Source organism: Capilliphycus salinus ALCB114379, assembly GCF_047276495.1.
Lineage (GTDB): Bacteria > Cyanobacteriota > Cyanobacteriia > Cyanobacteriales > Microcoleaceae > Capilliphycus > Capilliphycus salinus.
Window position 1 is genome coordinate 2,867,986 of the sequence record NZ_CP178543.1, and the last position, 16,097, is coordinate 2,884,082.

The following is a 16,097-nucleotide window of genomic DNA, read 5'->3' on the forward strand; positions in this document are numbered from 1 at the left end:
TCTCCTTACATTGGCATCTGAGATTTTATAACTCAGTTCACCCATTTATTTTACAGAATGGGTAACAAAATTTCAAATTCGGTTCCCCGTCCGACTTGGGAGGTTACATTTAATTGACCCCGGTGTTTGTCGGTAATAATTTGATGGCTGATAGATAAGCCCAAACCCGTTCCTTTTTCCGGGGTTTTTGTGGTAAAAAAGGTTTCAAAAATGCGGTCTAAAATAGCGGGTGGGATTCCAGGGCCGTTATCTGCGATTCGGATTGAAATACAGCAAGGTAAAGAATTGGAGGGTTCGGTTTTGCAGTCACAATTAGAATGGGGTGAACGGGCAGGTTCAAAATAATCAGAATGGTATAATAGGGGGATTTGTGGGGAGTCTGTCTCGATTTTAAGCGTCTGTTTTTCTCCTTCTGAACAGTCTCGAATTTCTGTAGTAATTGTAATTTTCGCGAGGTGGGGATGTTCTTGGCTAATGTCTTCTAGGGCGTCTATTGCGTTGGAAATAATATTTATAAAGACTTGGCTGAGTTGATTGGGATAGCCATAAATTGGCGGTATTTTACCATAGTTTTTAACGAGGTTAAAGCCTTTTTTAATTCGATTTTTTAAAATGAGTAAGGCGTTTTCTAAGCAGTAGTTTAGATCGACTTTTTCCGGTTTTGAACTATCGGTTCGGGAAAACCCTCGCAGACTGTTGACCAGATGAATGAGTCGCTCAGAAGATAGGTTGATGCTGTCTAAAACTTCGGGTAAATCTTGTTGAATCAATCCAAAATCAATTTGTTCTTTATAGTCTTTTATAGAGGGGGAAGCTTGGGGGAATTCTTGTTCATAGGTTTCAAGCAAACCCATTAAATCTTGATAATAATCAGAGAGACACTGAAGATTCCCTATAATACAGGCGACGGGGTTGCGAATTTCGTGAGAAACTCCCGCCAACATTTGACCCAAACTTGCTAATTTTTCGGTTTGAATCAGTTGAGCTTGGGTTTTTTGACGGAGTAATTCTGTCGCGAGTTGATGAATACAAGATTGAGCGATCAGCAGTTGTTGAACGTCTAAAACTTGATATTGATTCGGGGAAATTTGGACGACAATGGGTTCATAAATATGATGGGGAGAACGGCGAATCGCTTGTTGGGCGGCTTCAACAACGGGGGTATTTCCGGGTAATAATAATAGCTCCATTTTCGCAACATTATAGAACACATGAAGCGATCGGCCCAAGAACAATTCTCGCGCATAGGGACGGCTCATCCGTTCAAAAAATCGCCGTTGAGAAATCATCCCGATGAACTGTTTTCCATTCATTAAAATCACACCGGGAATGGTGGAGTCAGACTCAAAAAGTTGAGTTAAAATGATTCCCTTTTGATTGATATCGACTTGCAGATCAAACAGGGAGAGATCTTGTAAACTTGACTCTAGATGAAGATTCTGGGGGGAACGGTTGAACTCGATGATGTTAGAGCGATCGGGGGAATAGGTGTTTAGCATGGGTTGGTTGATCGAAGGCGCGAGATTTTGTTACACTATAGCAGCGCAGATCCACCCTAAATATACAGAAAATCTACAGACTCTCTTTTATTTTAAAGAAAGATCGAAAAGCTTGCATTAAAGGTTTCTAAGATTAATCTAGACTTAACTAAAACTTAAACTTTTACATTAAATTAAGTTCTGTTGCTCGTCGTGGCCCGGTCTGCAATGATGATAGAGCTAGAACGAATAGGAGAGTAATACCATGACACCATCAGGGTATGAGTTTAGCAGCAGTCAGAACGAGTTAATCGGGGATTTAGCCAAAAAAATGAATTTTGTGGCAATTTTGTTGATTGCGTTCGGTACCTTGGGGATTCTTACCGGAGTGATCAATATATTTACGGCCCTTGGGACGGCGGAAACAGCAGGGATTGTTTTAGGTAATATCATTCAAGGTGCTTTCTCGTTGTTGATTGGTATCTGGACGAGAAATGCCGCCCAAGCATTCAAGAAAATTGTCACAACTGCGGGGACAGATATTGAGAATTTAATGATGGCTTTGGGGGAACTTCGCAAGCTTTACACCTTGCAATACTGGTTGGTGATTATTGGTTTGGTATTCATTTTGATTGGACTTGTTATTGCCGTAATTACGGGAATTGCGCTGTCGGTTTAATGTCTGAAAGCCTAAGCCGTTTTAATCGGCAGTTTAATAATGAATTCGGTTCCTTGTCCGAGTTCAGAATAGCAAAGAAGCTTTCCTTTGTGCTTTTCCACAATAATTTGATAACTAATTGATAAACCCAGACCCGTTCCTTTCCCGACTGGTTTGGTGGTGAAAAACGGGTCAAATATTTTTTCTAAGACCTCGGGTTTTATTCCAGAAGCGTTGTCTGCAATCCGAATTTGAATCCTATTATTTACGACGGTTGTACCAATGTAAATTTGAGGATCTATCAGGTTTTCATCAGCTTCTAAAGCATCAATGGCATTGCTGAGAAGATTCATATAAACTTGATTCAGTTGACCGGGATAACAATTGATTAGAGGAAGTTGACCATATTGTTTAATCACTTTAATTTCGGGATGTTGGAATTGAGCTTTCAGGCGGTTTTGTAACAGGCGAAGGGTACTTTCAATCCCTTGATGAATATCAACTTGTTTTTGTTCAGATTCATCAAGTCGAGAGAAATTTCGCAGGGATAAAACAATGTCTTTGATGCGTTCGGCTCCTTCTTTCATCGAATCCAATAATTGCATAAAATCTTCTTGAATAAATGTTAATTCAATGGTTTGGATTTCATCAAGAATTTCAGGATGGGGTTGGGGATAGTATTTTTGATAAAGCTCAATTAAGTTTAACAAATCCTGGGCATATTCATAAGCCGGTTCTACGTTTCCATATATAAAGTTAACGGGATTATTAATTTCATGGGCAACTCCGGCAACTAACTGACCCAAACTCGCCATTTTCTCCTGTTGAACCAGTTTCGTTTGAGTTTGCTTGAGTTTGGTTAATGTGGCTTCTAAATCTTGATTTTTTTTGCGAATTTCTTGAGTTCTTTCCTCAACTTTTTCTTCGAGGCTATGGCTATAATCTTCTAACTGTTGGTAGGATAATCTCAATTGTTCAATCATTTGATTAAACGTATAGGCTAACATCCCGATTTCGTTATGGCTGAGTATAGGTGCCGTTTGATTCAAATCTCCTTTACTGACTAAACGGGCGGTTTCAGCAATGGCTTTAATGGGTCTAACAATTCGACGACCTAACATTAACATTCCCACCGCCATTAAACTTGATAAAACCAAACCGCTGATAAAAATTGAACTGGCTAATTGTTGGGCGGGAGCAAAGGCTTCTGTTTGGGTTTGTTCGGCAATTAAAGCTAAATCTTGTCCGGGCAAAGCATAATAAACTCCCATCACCGATACACCCCGATAATTGCGATAAAGTCCCCGACCATTTTTCCCCTGCATTGCTTCTTGAATTGCCAAACTGTCAATTCCTTCAGAAAACTCTACTAAGTTCGATTCTTGACTGGAAAGAAACACGTAACGACTTGATAAACTACTGCCTACATTCCCAACTAAATAGGTTTCTCCCGTGTCTCCTAAGCCCGTATTTTGACGAATAATTTCATCAATTCGATCTAAGTTTAAATGAGCGGCGAGAATTCCCTGTTGTTTTTTCTCGGAATTCAACAGAGGAATTGCAAAGGTAATTTGAGGTTTTCCGCTCTCGGGCGAACGGTAAAAATTAGAAATAAATCCTTCCGTTGAGTCGGGCGTGACTAAACTATATTGAACCAAAGGTTTATATAAACCGATTTGACTGGGATTTGTTGAGACTAAAACTCGACCCGAACGGGAGAGAAGAAATATTTCTTTTAAACCCGTTTGATGGGTAATAAAAGCGGTAAAATTATCTTGTAAAACCGCTAGACTCTCTCGCTCATCATTGTTCTTTAAAAGCACTTCGGCTTGAGTGCGAATTTCCGGTAACTGAGCTAAAGATAACACCGTTAGACTTTGATCCCTAGCCCAACGATTTAACTCTTGTTCTTTCAGGGATGCGGCTGCACTCAGTCGCTCAAAAACGGATTGCTTTAAAGAGGTTTTCGCTTGAGAAAAGGCAATGAAACCCACCAAAGAAACAATCGCTAATGAAAGCAATAAAAATGAGCTAACAAGCTGTATCAATAGACTATTTTTCCAGGGTTTCATCCTCGCTTTTTCCTTCTGAATCTTTAACGGGTTTTCCATTGAACAAAAATTTCTTTAATCCGCTCAATTGCTTCATCAACTGCCACTTGGGGGGAAACACCATTTACAACGACTTTGCGAATGGCTTCACCCCAAACATTTTCGGCAGAAACTTGACCATAAGCGGGGTTGAATACTTGATACAAAGAACGAGTTTCACCTTCTCGTAATTGTTTCGCTGCTACAAAAACATGAGAATTATTCGGATTATTCCAAAACGGATCGGAAAACAGTTCAGGCATGACTGGAAAATATCGTCCTGCGGCTCCTTTAATATATTCTTCTAAATGATCGGGTTGTACTAAATACGTGAGAAATTCTTGGGCTAAGGTTTGATTTTGACTCTCTGCAAAAATTAAAGCTTGTTTGACTGAAGTCAGGAATTTCATGGGTTCTCCATCGGGTTTATTGGGAAATTCTATCGTTGCCATTTGGTTGAGATAGATGTCTTCATCTTGTTGTTGGGAACCGGGAATTGATAAACTTACATTTAAGGTCATCAAGGTCATTTTATTCAAAAAAGTTGTATTATTATCTGCATTTAACCAGTTAATCGCGTTGGGAGGAATATACCCACTTTTATAAAGATTGGTCAGCCAAGTTAACGCTTCGATTATTCCGGCTCTAACTTGGGGTTGATCGACCAAAAGTTTACCGTCTGAATTCATCAGTTGAACGTTATAAGCTTCGAGAATCTGTTCAAACACCCAATAGGTATCAGAAGAAGCTACAGACATCGGTATTCCGAGAGAATAAATCTTACCTCGTCCTTGTAGTAATAAGGTTTCTTGAGCCTGTTTCCAATAGCTCCAAAACCCCTGCCAATCTTCGGGAATTGACTCGGGTAAACCCATTTTTTGAATTAAATCTTGCCAATAGTGAATATGAAGACTTTGCTGCATCAAAGGAACAGCATAATAAGAAGTTTTTTTGGCGACCTGGTTGGGGAATGAAGCCGATCTTAACGCGACGGGAGTATATCGGGTTTTTACGGATTCAATCACGGGGGAAACATCGGCTAATTTACCTTTTTTTGCCCAGAGAGGAGTTAGAGTATATTCGGCTCTTTCTGAGAATAAAATATCCGGAGGATTACCGTTTTCTAAGGCTTGAATGGCTTTAGAAAGGGTTTCATCTTCGCTAAAAAATAACAATTCTACGGAATTTCCGGTTAGTTGTTGCCAGTCCGCGACAATTTTTTCTATGGCTTCGTCTTGTTGGGGATAATAGCCCCGATTCCACCAAATGGTTAGGGGACGGTTGAGATCAACTGAAGTTCCTGTGGGCGGGGTTTGACCGCTACAAGTGGATAAAATTAAACTGAATAAAAACAGTAAAATGATGATGAATTTATGCCTCATTTTTTTCTCCAGACTTCAACCGTTCCCATTTTGTAAATGTTGTTTTTATTTTTTGAATCACCTCATCGGCTGCGGCTTCTGCTGAGACTCCTTCAACGACTATTTTTTCTATGGCTTGACCCCAAATATTTTCAGCAAAGAGTTGAGCATAAGCGGGATATAACATAGAGTTTATCGGACGAGTTGAAGCAAATTGTTGACGGGCAACCGAAATATGGGGATCGTCTACATTCTTCCAAAAAGGATCGGAAAGCAGTTCAGGTATCACGGGAAAATAACGCCCCGCCGATTGTTTTAAATATTGGTTGATCACTTCAGGTTGAACGAGAAAAGATAGAAAACTTTTAGCCTCCTCTTGATTGGGCGAGGCGTCAAAACTCAAAATCTGTTTAACAGAAACAAGGTATTGGGGCGGATTTCCATCCGGATTTTTAGGAAATTCTACAGTCACAATTTGATCGCGATAAACGGGTTCATCTGAACGTTGAGAAGCGGGAATTGAGAGAGTAGGGTTTAACGTCATTACCAGGCGGCGATTCAGGAAGTTAACGTTATTATCCGCCGGTAGCCAATCAATAGAATCTTCTGGAACATATCCCTTTTTATAGAAGTCTGTATACCACTTTAACACTTCAATTAAATCTTGGCGAACTTCCGGATCTTCAATTTGCAATTGACCATTCTCATCCAATAAATTCACACCGTAGGCGGCTAAAATCTGTTCAAATTCATAAAAAGTATCGTTGGCTTCGGCTGAATAGTTCAAACCGATTCCGTAAATATTCTGTTGTCCTTGTTCCCGCAGTTTATCTTGGACTTGTTGCCAAAATTCCCAGAATCTATCCCATTCTTTGGGAATATCGCTATCTGTAAATCCGGCATCATTTAATAAGTCCCGCCAATAGTGAATGTGCAAGGTTTGTTGATGAATCGGAACGGCATAATACCCCCGATTTTTAGTCAAACTGTTGTACAAAAAAGTCGAACGAATTGCACTCGAACTGTAGCGATTTTTCATCGGTTCTAGAACTTCGGAAACTTCCGATCCTTTTCCTTCCCAAGCTACGCGGGGATTGAGTGCAAATTCTCCTTTTGGATTGTACGCGATATCGGGGGGATTGTCGGTTTCAATGGCCGCTTTAGTTCGTTGAAGATTAACTTCTTCGGCTAAAAAGTTTAGTTCGGCTTTGAAACCGCTTTCATTTTCCCATTGCTGAACGATTTGTTGAATGGCTTCATCTTCTTCGGGATAATATCCGTTCGTCCACCAAATCCTAACAGATGAATCATTATTGTTGATAGGAACGGGTAGGGAACTCTCAGGAATTGACTGGGAACAAGTCACCAAGACTAAACTCAGCAGAAACAAAAAAACAAGAGTTAGTTTGAATTTCATTCTGGAAACAGGTTTTGATGGAGAAGGTCTAACATTACTCTTCCGTTATAACCTGCAATTTTCAATCTGAAACTACTGATTTTATTTTGAGAGTCAAATTAACGGCAATCGTTACCCCACTTAAAATTAGTAAAACCAGGGTCAACCAATCTCCCCAACGAACATACAGCGTTTGGGTTTGTCGGGGTTGAATTGTCCCGATATGCAGTTCATAGGTATCCATTTCCGATATCCAAAGGGTTTTTCCATGCGGATCAACCACCGCAGAATAACCTGTATTTGTCGCCCTGACGGTCCAGCGATCAGTTTCTATCGCCCGCATCACATCTTGGGCGTGGTGTTGAGCTAACATTCCCGCAGAATAATGAGAATTATTGGAAGCCGTTAATATAAATTCTCCCCCGCTTTTGGCTTGGCGGCGAAAATGTCGGGCGAAGGTTGAATCATAACAAATTCCGACAATCGCTTGACCAAAAGGCGTCTTAAACTGTTGATTGGGATCGCCTTTCACCAGATGAGAATCTAAGGGGGATAATCGATTAATAAAACGCCCTAAAAACGATTCAAAAGGAATATATTCCCCCAAAGGAACCAAGTTAACTTTATCATATTGGCTGACCATATTTCCCTCGCCATCTACGGTAAATAAACTATTACTAATCCGATTTCCGACTTGACCATAACTCCCCACCCAAGCGACGACATTTTTCTCTAAAATTGCCTGATAAAATGAACTTTGATAACGGGCGGGAGATTTCCACAAAAAGGGAAGGGCGGTTTCGGGAGTCAGTACCGCATCTACACCCTGATCGGCGAGGGTTTTATATCCGGTTGTGTAGCCTTGTAACGCTTTTCTCCATCCTTCCGAATAGAGTTTAATTTTGTTGGGAATATTCCCTTGAATGATGCCAATTTTTAACGCGGTTTCCGGGTTGGATTCTAAGGGTTGAATGTAGAGATAAAATCCGACCAAATGAGCCAGAGAAAAACACAAAATCGGGAGTAAATATATCGCGATTTTGGTTCGGGTTTCGATTCGGTTTCTTGAGGTGTTAATCAGCCAAGCTTCTGCGATCAATCCATTAACCGCAACTAACGCCGCAGTTACGGTATTTGGGCCGGAAATTTGTCCGAGATGAAGTATCACTAAATTCCCAAAACTTTGAGTGAGTGAGAGGGATGACCACCAGAGAGAACCCAGACTCCAAAACCATTCTAAACTGCACCAAAGGGCGGTTCCAACTAATACCCGAGTTAAGATAGAATTGAGATTTTGTTCGGATATTTTTCGGCTAATTATTGATAAGATTTTCGCCCAAACAACGACCAGTCCCACGCCCCAAAGGGTGATAAAACTCCAACAAAAAAGGGCAATGGCTAAACTCGCCAACCAAGGAACTCCCAACCAGGTCATCGGGTGAATTCCGGTGATCCAAAAGAGAACGGTTCCGTGATACCCTATTCCCCAAGCGATCGCAAACGGTAAAACAGAAGTTTTTTTAATTTTTGACCGAAGAACAACAACCCACAACGGAACTAACGCCACCCATGCTAATAGCCAAAAGCCTGTCGGTTCTGCGGCTAATCCCATTAAGACTCCGGCTAATAAAACCAGTCCGAGTTGATAGTTTTGTTGAAAATAATGTTTAAAATAATTTAAAAGAGATTGTTGAGATCGGGACAATTGCAAACTTGGAGTTGGAGTTTTATTCTTTTCAGTTTTCATGGAAATCAAAATTTATTCTTCAATCAAGATTATAAATCTATTTTTTGAGAAACGGGATCAAAGAGTGCATATTCCGGGCGGTTTTTTCCGGTATGTTTAACCGAATACATCAACCGATCGGCTTGTTCGATTAAGATATCGATAGATGGGGGAAGAGTTAAACAAGTCACCACACCCATGCTAAACCCCACAAAACTGAGTTGATCTCGGTTTAAGCGTAAAAGCTGTTCATAAACGCGATCGAGAGCGGCTTTGGCTTCTTCTAGGTTAGTATGGGGTAAAAGGATAGCAAATTCATCCCCACCTAAACGGGCGACAAGATCGGTAGGACGGAGGGATTTTTGGAGACTATTCGAGATATCTTGTAAAAGCCGATCGCCTATATTGTGTCCAAATTTATCGTTAACTTTTTTAAAATAGTCGATATCTAAATAAGCTAAAGTTATTGAATAATGATATCGTTGGGCGCGTTGAATCTCATTTTCTAGGGTTTCGATAAAGAAACTTCGGTTATAAACGCCGGTCAATCCATCAATTCTCGCTAATTTTTTCTCTCGTTCATAGGCTTTTTTTAAGGAGACAAGTAAATAAATAACAATTGAAAAAAATGCAAGTCTGACTCCAATATTCCAATAGATAAACAAGGAATTTGAATATTGTTTTACATAAAGATCGGCATTAGCCCATAAAATTGTATTGAATACAGCTAACACTAAGCCGCTATACTTTCCAGAAAACCAAGTCGCTAATGTGATGGGAAATAAATAAAAAATGGAGAGGTTTACATCAACTGTAACCCAATAATCAATCCAACCAATAATTAAAGCGAGAATCAGACTCAACCCAACAATCATCAAATCGGATTGACGTTCTAAATAGCCAATAATTCTTTTTTGCATAATAACATATAACCAACTGCCTCCACAGTTCCCCTGAAACGCTTTTAGGATGGATCAATTTTACACGATCTTCCGAGAGTTTGAGAAAAATTGTTTATTAACTTCAAAATCGTTTCGGCAAGTTGAAAGTCTAGAGGGGTTAATCCGCCTTTGTCGTGAGTCGTTAGACTGATTTTTACGGTGTTGTAGGATAGAAAAATATCGGGATGATGACCTAACTTTTCTGCGGGTTCTACTAAACAGTTGATAAAATTAACGGCTTCTATAAAGTTGTTAAACCTATGGGTATAATTCAATAATTGATAATTAATAATGGATAATGGATAAGGAGAGGTCTTCAACCTGATTAATTAATTATCCATTATCCATTATCCATTATCCATTGATAAGAGTTTGATTTTCCCGTTTCCAATTGGGTAGCGCTTGCAAACGTTGGGTTATTTCGGCATCACTTAACCGTCGGCTTCGGTTGGTTTCGGTTTGTTGTGCTAAGACCGGGGGAATATTTTGAATAGATAAAGATTGATTGCTGATGAAACTCGTTGTGATGAATGAAAAAATTTCCATCGTCCTAAATTTCTAAATTAGGAACAGGGAATTGCTGCAAAATTCCCCATTCCGAACTGTTTGATCTATTCTTCTGAATCTTCGACTTTGGCTTCAACTTCGACTTCGGTTTCCGTTTCGGCTTCGACTTCCGCTTCTTCATCAGAAGTGGGAACAATAGCCACCGCAGCGATCGCATCTTCATCATCGAGGCGTTGAACTCGGACTCCAGTTGCACTGCGAGACTGAGTGGGAATCGCATTCACCGTCTGACGAATAATAATACCCCGACTGGTAATTAACATCAACTCATCGTCTTGGTTAACTACCTGCAACCCGACGACTTCATCGCTGGCGAGATGCTGTTTAAACTTGGTGGCGATGATCCCTTTTCCGGCGCGATTTTGTAGTCGGAATTGAGACACGGGAACTCGTTTACCATATCCCCCCGCAGTAATCACCATAATCGCCAATTCTTGGTTATTTTCAACGGTGGTTTCTTCGGTTTCCGTCTCTAAAATTTCCTCGTCTTCTATCTCGGTTTCTTCGCTTTCTGCAATACTTGAAACAATGGCGCTGGGTAAAATATCCATGCTGATCAGTTCATCTTTTTTACCGAGTTTCATGGCTTTTACGCCTCGGGTTGCCCGTCCTAAGGGGCGCAATTGTTTGTGATCGGTTCTAAAGTGAATTGCCATCCCTTGTCGCGAACCAATAATAATGCTGTCGTCTACTTTTGCCAGTCTTACCCAACGCAATTCGTCGCCTTCACCCAAAGAAATGGCAATTAACCCATTTGCCCGAATATTACTAAAAGCAGATAATTCGGTTTTCTTGATGTAGCCGCCTTTGGTTAACATCACCAAATAATCATCATCGCTAAATTCGCTAACGGCGACGATAGATGTAATCCGTTCCTGTTTGGGAATGGGCAACATTTGCACCATCGGAACACCTCTGGCGGTGCGGGAAGCGACCGGAATTTGATAGGCTTTGAGACAGTAAACCACTCCGCGATCGCTAAAGAACAAAATGCTATCGTGATCGCAACAACTCAAGAAGTGATCGATGCCGTCATCTTCTTTCATTTTGGCGCCGGATTTACCGCGAGTTGCCCGGTTTTGAGCGTCGAAGGTATTGACGGGCATTCGTTTAATATAGCCCTGTTCGGTTAACAAAATAATTGCTTTTTCGTTGGCAATTAAATCGGTATCTTCGAGTTCTCCTTCGGTGTGTTCGATTTCTGTTCGTCGGGGCGAACCGTGACGTTCTTTGAGTTCGAGTGCTTCGGTTTCAATGATTTCTAAAATTCGTTCCCGACGGGCTAAAATATCTTGCAAATCGGCAATTACATTTTGCAATTCTTCATGCTCTGCCTGAATTTTATGGGCTTCTAATGCGGTTAAACGCCGCAGTTGCATTTGTAGAATTGCATCGGCTTGAACTTCGGAGAGTTCAAATCTATCGATGAGTTCTTGTTTGGCGGTCGGGGTATCTGCCGCATGACGAATCAGGCTAATAATTGCGTCTAAATTATCGAGGGCAATTAATAATCCTTGCAGGAGATGATCTCGTTCTTGGGCTTTTCTGAGTTCGTATTCGGTGCGTCGCCGAATGGTTTCGACTCGAAATTCGAGGAAAACTTCTAGATATCGTTTTAGGGTGAGGCGTTCGGGTCTGCTATTAACTAACGCCAACATATTCGCCCCAAAATTGGTTTGTAGGGGGGTTTGTTTGTAGAGGTTATTGAGGACAACTCGGGGGTAAGCATCCCGTCTTAATTCCACAACGATTCGCATTCCCTGGCGATCGCTTTCATCGCGAATATCGGAAATTCCTTCGATGCGTTTATCGTTAACCATTTCGGCGATTTTTTCGATCAGCGCCGCTTTGTTGGTTTGATAGGGAAGTTGGGTGATAATAATCGCTTCTCGTTCCGGGCGTCCCCGCTGTTGCAGGGTTTCAATTTGAGCGACGCCCCGCATGGTGATCGAACCCTGGCCGGTTGTGTAGGCTTCGCGAATTCCCGTTCGGCCCAAAATCTTCGCCCCGGTGGGGAAATCCGGCCCCCGGAATGTATTTCATCAGTTCGAGATCGCTGATCTCGGGATTGTGAATCATCGCCACCAACCCGTCTACCAGTTCGCCCAAGTTGTGGGGGGGAATGTTGGTGGCCATCCCGACGGCGATTCCCGAGGAACCGTTGAGCAACAGTTGGGGAATGCGGGCGGGTAAAACCAGGGGTTCTTGCTGCGATCCGTCGAAGTTATCGCCAAAATCAACGGTTTCGGCGTCGATATCGCGCAACATTGCATCGGAGGTGAGCGATTGTAGGCGACATTCGGTGTATCGCATCGCCGCCGGCGGGTCGTTGTCGATCGAACCGAAGTTTCCGTGACCTTCAATTAAGGGCGATCGCATGGAGAAATTTTGGGCCATGCGGACGAGGGCATCATAAACCGCTCCATCGCCGTGAGGGTGGTATTTACCCAGGACTTCCCCGACGACACGGGCGCACTTTCTGAAGGGGCGATCGGGCATTAAACCGAGTTCGTGCATGGCGTAGAGAATGCGACGATGTACGGGTTTGAAACCATCCCTCGCATCTGGCAATGCGCGACCGACAATGACGCTCATTGCATATTCTAAATAGGATTGCTGCATTTCCTCACGCAGATCCCGGGGAACAATGCGCTCCTCTGAAGTGGTCATTTGATAAAAAACTCCCTTAAAATTCTCAATTCACTGTGTTTGAATCGGCAAAAAGTTGATAAAATTTGTTTATCTTTAAGTCATTCCCAAATTAACTTCACTATCTTCTAAAATTATACCATAAACGGGTTTAAGATTGTTGTTTAAGATTGACAGTTAAACAAGCTGATCTATCTTGAGATTTATTGAATTTTATTGACACCAGACAAATGATCACCGTTATCTATTGCGATCAATTCCTCGAACACAAAACCGGTTTGCTTCATCCCGAACGCCCCGAGCGGTTGAGTGCGATTGTCAAGGCGCTGAGATCCGCACCTTGGGCATCAGAAATTGACTGGCAGTTGCCGACGCCGGTTCCGGGGTCTGAAAACAAGCTCAAACCCTTACTCGAAGCGGTTCACACGGCCGATCATCTTCGGCGGGTGGAGGCGATTTCTGTCAAGGGTGGGGGTTATCTCGATGGCGACACGCCGCTTTCGGCCGAAAGTTACGATGTGGCGTTATTGGCGGTGAATGCTTGGTTAGACGGGGTGAACCGGGTTCTGCAAAGCAAGCAACCGGCTTTTGTTTTGGCCCGTCCGCCGGGACATCACGCCGAGTCCGATCGGGGGATGGGATTTTGTTTATTTTCCAATGCGGCGATCGCGGCCCATTATGCTTTACAACAGCCTGAAATCAACAAAGTTGCGATTCTCGATTGGGACGTGCATCACGGCAATGGTACGCAGGCGATTATCGAAAATAATCCCAACCTGGCTTATTGTTCTTTACATCAATCTCCTTGCTATCCCGGCACCGGTTTTGAACGAGAACGGGGGGCTTACAATAATGTTTTAAATATTCCCATGTCTCCGGGAAGTACGGGGGAATTATACCGGGGAGCATTTGAACACAAAGTCATACCTTTTTTTAAAGATTTTCAGCCGGATTTGTTGATTGTGAGTGCGGGTTACGATGCCAACCATGATGATCCGTTGGCGAATATTTCTTTGCGTCCCGAAGACTATGGATTATTCACCGAATATTGTTTAAAATTCACCCGAAAAATTGTCTTTGGATTGGAAGGCGGTTACGATCTGGCGAGTCTGGCGCAGTCGGTGGTGGCGACGATTGAATCCTGTTTGGCTTAAGAAAAGCTTAAAAAAGTTGAGCCGATTGACAAGGAAAATGAAATTAGCGATCGCTCTGACTCGCGGGGGAATTGGGGGGCAATCTCTACCTTTTGACGCTTGACGGGGATCGTTTTCCATCGGTCATAATAGAAATATACTGTTAAGATGAGGTTCTGCTTAGTGAAACATAGAAATCCCAGACCGAAAAAAAATACCACGCCCGTTAATGAAAATATCCATTTTCAGGAAGTCAGAGCAATTGACGAGGATGGTTCTAATTTGGGAATCATGCCCCCCGAAGAAGCGCTATCAATTGCTCAAGACAAAGACTTGGATTTAGTATTGGTGAGTGATACAGCCAAACCACCAGTCTGTCGAATTCTTGACTACGGTAAATACAAATATCAACAGTTAAAAAGTAAAGAAAATCGCCGTCAGTCGAATAAAAGTCAACTCAAAGAGTTGAAGATGCGCTACAAAATTGAAGATCATGATTATTCGGTGCGCGTCAACCATGCCATACGGTTTTTAAAGTCGGGGAACCAAGTGAAAGCAACGGTGACGATGCGAGGACGAGAAAACCTTCATGGTGGACTGGCTAAAGATTTATTAGATCGAATGGCGACGGATCTCGAAGAATTCGCCCAAGTTCAACAATCTCCGAAGCGAGAAGGGGGGCCGCATAACGATGTTGTTAACTCCTAAAAAAGCAGAACAAGAGTAGGAATGATCAAACCTCTCCCACCTGGGACTCGCCGAGGTGGGAGCGGTAACCTTTGTGCAGATTCCCACCTTTACCCATCGTTTTGTGTCGGTTTTATAGGTTCGCATATAAGCTGCTAATTTCTGGACGAAAAAACTACCCTTTCGGCTCAGATTTTCTTGGATAAAGTGCTAATTTTTTGCACATACTAAAACAACAGTAACCTGTAACTGTTTATCGACTACGGGGAGAGGGAAACAATAGGAATTAGAACTTAGATAAAGTTTGTGATGAGACTTCTAACCAAGGTTCTAACTGAGTGAATAAAGGCTGTAATTCGGGTTGGAATTTTGGCCAGAGATTCGCGTCTTTTAGAACTTTGTTGGCTTTTTGTAAACTTTTGGCTGCATAAGTTTTATCGGGTTCGTCTTCCTGAACTGCTTCTTGAGCATTTTCTATGTAGTTCTGAGCTTTTTCCTGATAGGTTGCGGGTAAATCTGTATTCTGAAAAATTGTTTCTATTTTCTGAATTAACGTTACAACTTCTGTAACGGTTAGTTGTTTTTCAGGTTGATCTGAATAAAAGTTTTGAGTTTGAATGTTATCACGCCCTATTATTTGACCCCCAAATTGAGATTTTGATAGATTCCAGGTGGCGTTATCACTAAGGGTTATTGATGGAGATTGAGATTGTTCAGACATAGGTTGAAAAGATGAATCATCTGTGTTTTTTGCTTGCTGAGTTTCCTGAATATCGGAAATATAATGTCGAGGACGATACCGAATTTGTGGAGTATCCGACTCCGGTATTCCTTCTAAATCAATCGAATTGCAAGCAAAGTTGAAACATTTATCATAGGATTTTCCCGCACCCAACGCTTCATAAAACGCCGTCGAAAAGTTAATCGCTGCAACATCTCCAACGGCTTTATTCATCCCCACAACACAATCAATATATTGATGAATGGCTTTGGCTTGTTCTTCGCTGTAGCAAGCATTGAGAACAACACATTGAACTTCTTGTTGAAACTGTTTAAAAAGTTGGGCTAAAGCCTCACTACTGACGAGTTGAGTTTCTCCCGAATCATTTTCTAATATCAGTCCGTTAGTCCCAGAACCATGACCCGAAAAGTGAACAATTGCAGGTTCATATTCTAATAATGCTCGTCGCAAATCTTTCACCCGAACGGCTGACTCACTCTCAACTTGAAATTGTTCTCGATTTTTTGACTGTTTCAATGCTTCTTTGATTTCGCGGATTTCTTCTCCCAAACGCAACTGAACCGAATTTTTGGGATTGGATAATAAAATCAGTATTTTCTTCATAGTTTAATCTCCTTGATGTAATACCATTTCTTTCTAATTATGCAACTTTTGATGTTCGCGTAGAGT

The 16,097-nt window shown here is 41.8% G+C and carries 12 protein-coding genes and 2 pseudogenes; 3 read left to right on the plus strand and 11 right to left on the minus strand.

Features of this window, described 5'->3' with window-relative positions; translation table 11 throughout:
• Positions 1-50 precede the first annotated feature (50 nt).
• Positions 51-1,499: a sensor histidine kinase gene (locus ACL6C3_RS11880; protein WP_413167376.1), complete on the minus strand. Its 1,449-nt coding sequence runs from the start codon at positions 1,497-1,499 to the stop codon at positions 51-53.
• Positions 1,500-1,743: 244 nt separating this feature from the next.
• Here ACL6C3_RS11880 and ACL6C3_RS11885 point away from each other — a divergent pair, with 244 nt between their 5' ends.
• Complete coding sequence (locus tag ACL6C3_RS11885; protein WP_413167377.1) at positions 1,744-2,157, plus strand: hypothetical protein; 414 nt, start codon at positions 1,744-1,746, stop codon at positions 2,155-2,157.
• An 11-nt stretch (positions 2,158-2,168) separates the two neighbouring features.
• On the opposite strand, the gene ACL6C3_RS11890 is transcribed toward ACL6C3_RS11885, so the two are convergent.
• The 9 genes and pseudogenes from ACL6C3_RS11890 to ACL6C3_RS11930 all read right to left on the minus strand — a co-directional run bounded on the left by ACL6C3_RS11890 (position 2,169) and on the right by ACL6C3_RS11930 (position 12,887).
• Positions 2,169-4,208: an ATP-binding protein gene (locus tag ACL6C3_RS11890; RefSeq protein ID WP_413167378.1), complete on the minus strand. Its 2,040-nt coding sequence runs from the start codon at positions 4,206-4,208 to the stop codon at positions 2,169-2,171.
• Between the two features lie 23 nt (positions 4,209-4,231).
• Positions 4,232-5,608, minus strand: a complete 1,377-nt coding sequence (locus ACL6C3_RS11895; protein ID WP_413167379.1) for an ABC transporter substrate-binding protein — start codon at positions 5,606-5,608, stop codon at positions 4,232-4,234.
• Entirely contained in the window at positions 5,598-7,004 is a 1,407-nt protein-coding gene (locus tag ACL6C3_RS11900; protein WP_413167380.1) for an ABC transporter substrate-binding protein, read from the minus strand. Before ACL6C3_RS11900 ends, ACL6C3_RS11895 begins: the two co-directional genes overlap by 11 nt.
• A 61-nt stretch (positions 7,005-7,065) precedes the next feature.
• A complete protein-coding gene (gene lnt / locus ACL6C3_RS11905; RefSeq protein ID WP_413168305.1) occupies positions 7,066-8,595 on the minus strand; it encodes an apolipoprotein N-acyltransferase in 1,530 nt (509 codons plus the stop codon).
• A gap of 164 nt (positions 8,596-8,759) precedes the next feature.
• Complete coding sequence (locus ACL6C3_RS11910) at positions 8,760-9,629, minus strand: GGDEF domain-containing protein (protein WP_413167381.1); 870 nt, start codon at positions 9,627-9,629, stop codon at positions 8,760-8,762.
• Positions 9,630-9,673: 44 nt separating this feature from the next.
• Positions 9,674-9,907, minus strand: a pseudogene (locus tag ACL6C3_RS11915) (4a-hydroxytetrahydrobiopterin dehydratase); the annotation flags it as partial.
• A gap of 97 nt (positions 9,908-10,004) precedes the next feature.
• Positions 10,005-10,196, minus strand: a complete 192-nt coding sequence (locus tag ACL6C3_RS11920; RefSeq protein ID WP_413167382.1) for a hypothetical protein — start codon at positions 10,194-10,196, stop codon at positions 10,005-10,007.
• A 65-nt stretch (positions 10,197-10,261) separates the two neighbouring features.
• Entirely contained in the window at positions 10,262-12,214 is a 1,953-nt protein-coding gene (locus ACL6C3_RS11925) for a DNA gyrase C-terminal beta-propeller domain-containing protein (protein ID WP_413167383.1), read from the minus strand.
• On the minus strand, positions 12,138-12,887 hold the full coding sequence (locus ACL6C3_RS11930) for a DNA gyrase subunit A (RefSeq protein WP_413167384.1): 750 nt from the start codon (positions 12,885-12,887) through the stop codon (positions 12,138-12,140). The genes ACL6C3_RS11925 and ACL6C3_RS11930 overlap by 77 nt, the downstream gene beginning before the upstream one ends.
• Before the next feature lie 209 nt (positions 12,888-13,096).
• On the opposite strand from ACL6C3_RS11930, the gene ACL6C3_RS11935 reads away from it, so the two are divergent.
• Positions 13,097-14,020, plus strand: coding sequence for a histone deacetylase (locus ACL6C3_RS11935; protein WP_413167385.1), 924 nt, complete (start codon positions 13,097-13,099; stop codon positions 14,018-14,020).
• Positions 14,021-14,167: 147 nt separating this feature from the next.
• Positions 14,168-14,726, plus strand: a pseudogene (gene infC, locus ACL6C3_RS11940) (translation initiation factor IF-3).
• Positions 14,727-14,972: 246 nt separating this feature from the next.
• Here infC and ACL6C3_RS11945 read toward each other — a convergent pair.
• Positions 14,973-16,031, minus strand: a complete 1,059-nt coding sequence (locus ACL6C3_RS11945) for a CHAT domain-containing protein (protein ID WP_413167386.1) — start codon at positions 16,029-16,031, stop codon at positions 14,973-14,975.
• Positions 16,032-16,097: the final 66 nt, after the last annotated feature.

Excerpts from the sequence above, each read along its gene's own strand:
- ACL6C3_RS11945 (WP_413167386.1), bottom strand. The coding sequence starts at position 16,031 with ATGAAGAAAATACTGATTTTATTATCCAATCCCAAAAATTCGGTTCAG.
- ACL6C3_RS11900 (WP_413167380.1), bottom strand. The coding sequence starts at position 7,004 with ATGAAATTCAAACTAACTCTTGTTTTTTTGTTTCTGCTGAGTTTAGTC.
- ACL6C3_RS11895 (WP_413167379.1), bottom strand. The coding sequence starts at position 5,608 with ATGAGGCATAAATTCATCATCATTTTACTGTTTTTATTCAGTTTAATT.
- ACL6C3_RS11930 (WP_413167384.1), bottom strand. The coding sequence starts at position 12,887 with ATGACCACTTCAGAGGAGCGCATTGTTCCCCGGGATCTGCGTGAGGAA.
- ACL6C3_RS11920 (WP_413167382.1), bottom strand. The coding sequence starts at position 10,196 with ATGGAAATTTTTTCATTCATCACAACGAGTTTCATCAGCAATCAATCT.
- lnt (WP_413168305.1), bottom strand. The coding sequence starts at position 8,595 with ATGGGATTAGCCGCAGAACCGACAGGCTTTTGGCTATTAGCATGGGTG.
- ACL6C3_RS11935 (WP_413167385.1), top strand. The coding sequence starts at position 13,097 with ATGATCACCGTTATCTATTGCGATCAATTCCTCGAACACAAAACCGGT.
- ACL6C3_RS11910 (WP_413167381.1), bottom strand. The coding sequence starts at position 9,629 with ATGCAAAAAAGAATTATTGGCTATTTAGAACGTCAATCCGATTTGATG.
- ACL6C3_RS11885 (WP_413167377.1), top strand. The coding sequence starts at position 1,744 with ATGACACCATCAGGGTATGAGTTTAGCAGCAGTCAGAACGAGTTAATC.
- ACL6C3_RS11880 (WP_413167376.1), bottom strand. The coding sequence starts at position 1,499 with ATGCTAAACACCTATTCCCCCGATCGCTCTAACATCATCGAGTTCAAC.
- ACL6C3_RS11890 (WP_413167378.1), bottom strand. The coding sequence starts at position 4,208 with ATGAAACCCTGGAAAAATAGTCTATTGATACAGCTTGTTAGCTCATTT.